This is a genomic window from Amycolatopsis sp. SID8362 (assembly GCF_010550475.1).
GTDB classification, from domain to species: domain Bacteria; phylum Actinomycetota; class Actinomycetes; order Mycobacteriales; family Pseudonocardiaceae; genus Amycolatopsis; species Amycolatopsis eburnea.
The window spans coordinates 1-1,599 of sequence record NZ_JAAGNB010001237.1 but is presented as its reverse complement, the minus strand read 5'-3'; the positions used below and the strand labels follow the sequence as shown (position 1 = coordinate 1,599).

General features: G+C 75.1%; 1 protein-coding gene. It reads left to right on the top strand.

The annotated features are described in order from the left end of the window. Nucleotides 1-146 precede the first annotated feature (146 nt). Nucleotides 147-1,599, top strand: a 1,453-nt coding sequence (locus G3I65_RS38500) for an NAD(P)/FAD-dependent oxidoreductase (RefSeq protein ID WP_160700454.1), incomplete at its 3' end; no start/stop codon positions are given.

Sequence of the window (1,599 nt, the reverse complement as noted above, 5' to 3'; positions counted from 1 at the left end):
AACTGGTCGCCGGGCTGCGCTCGGGGGCGGGGGCGGCGAGCCCGGCACTGGCGCCGCCGCGCGGCTCCGGGGTACTGGCCCGGCTCCGCTCGCTCACCCGGGCCGGGCCGAGCCACCAGTCGCAAGCCTGAACAGCAGGAGGGCCAGTGAGCACGGAAGCCTTCGACGCCGTGGTGATCGGCGCCGGGCACAACGGGCTGGTGGCGGCGAACGTCCTGGCCGACGCCGGCTGGTCGGTCCTCGTGCTGGAGGCGACCGAACACCCCGGCGGTTCGGTCCGGACGGCCGAGGTCACCGAACCGGGGTTCCGCAACGACCTGTTCAGCGCGTTCTACCCGCTCTCGGCGGTGTCGCCGGTCATCAAGGGCCTGCGGCTGGCCGAGCACGGCCTGCGCTGGCGGCACGCCCCCGACGTCCTCGCGCACGTGCTGCCCGACGACCGGTGCGCGGTGCTGTCCCGCGACGTCGACCGCACGGCCGCGTCGGCCGACGAGTTCGCCCCTGGCGACGGCGACGCGTGGCGCGCGCTGCACGAGCAGTGGCGGGAAATCCGCGAACCGCTGCTGAACGCGTTGTTCACGCCGTTCCCGCCGGTCCGTCCGGCGCTGAAGCTGTTGCGCCGCACCGGAACCGGGGACGCGCTGCGGCTGGCGCGGATGCTGACGCTGCCGGCCCGCCGGTTCGGGGACGAGCTGTTCGCCGGCGAGGGCGCGAAGCTGCTCGTGGCGGGAAACGCCGCGCACAGCGACCTGTCCGTCGACAACGCGGGCAGCGCGGTGTTCGGCTGGCTGCTCGCGATGATCGGGCAGGACGAGGGTTACCCGGTGCCCGAAGGCGGTGCGGGCGAACTGATCGCGGCGCTGGTCCGGCGGCTGGAGTCCCGGGGTGGGCAAGTCCATTGTGGACGTCCGGTGCGCGAGGTCCTCGTCGGCGGCGGGCGCGCGCTGGGCGTGCGGGACGCCGATGGCGACCCGGTCCGGGCGCGCAAGGCCGTGCTCGCCGACGTGCCGGCGCCGGTGCTGTACCGGGAGCTGGTCGGCGAGGACCGGCTGCCGGCCCGGCTGGTCGAGGACCTCGGGAAGTTCGAATGGGACAGCGGGACGGTCAAAGTGGACTGGGCGCTGTCCGGCCCCATCCCGTGGACGGCCGAAGCCGCCCGGGGCGCGGGCACCGTCCACCTCGGCACCGACCTCGACGGGCTCGCGGCGTTCGGCGGCGAACTCGCCAGGGGCCGCACCCCGCGGCGTCCGTTCCTGCTGCTGGGCCAGATGACCACGACCGACCCGACGCGTTCGCCGTCGGGGACCGAGGCGGCGTGGGCGTACACGCACGTCCCGCGCGGGACGATGGAAAACCGCGCGGCGCTGGAGCGGCGGGTGAAGCGGATCGAGGAGACGGTCGAGGCCAACGCGCCGGGGTTCACCGGGCTGATCAAGGCGCGGTACGTGCAGGGGCCCGCCGAGCTGGCGGGGCACAACCCGGGGCTGGTGGGCGGCGCGATCAACGCCGGGACCACGGCGATCCACCAGCAGCTGTTCTTCCGCCCGGTGCCGGGCACGGGCCGCGCGGACACCCCGGTGGACCGGCTGTTCCTGGCGG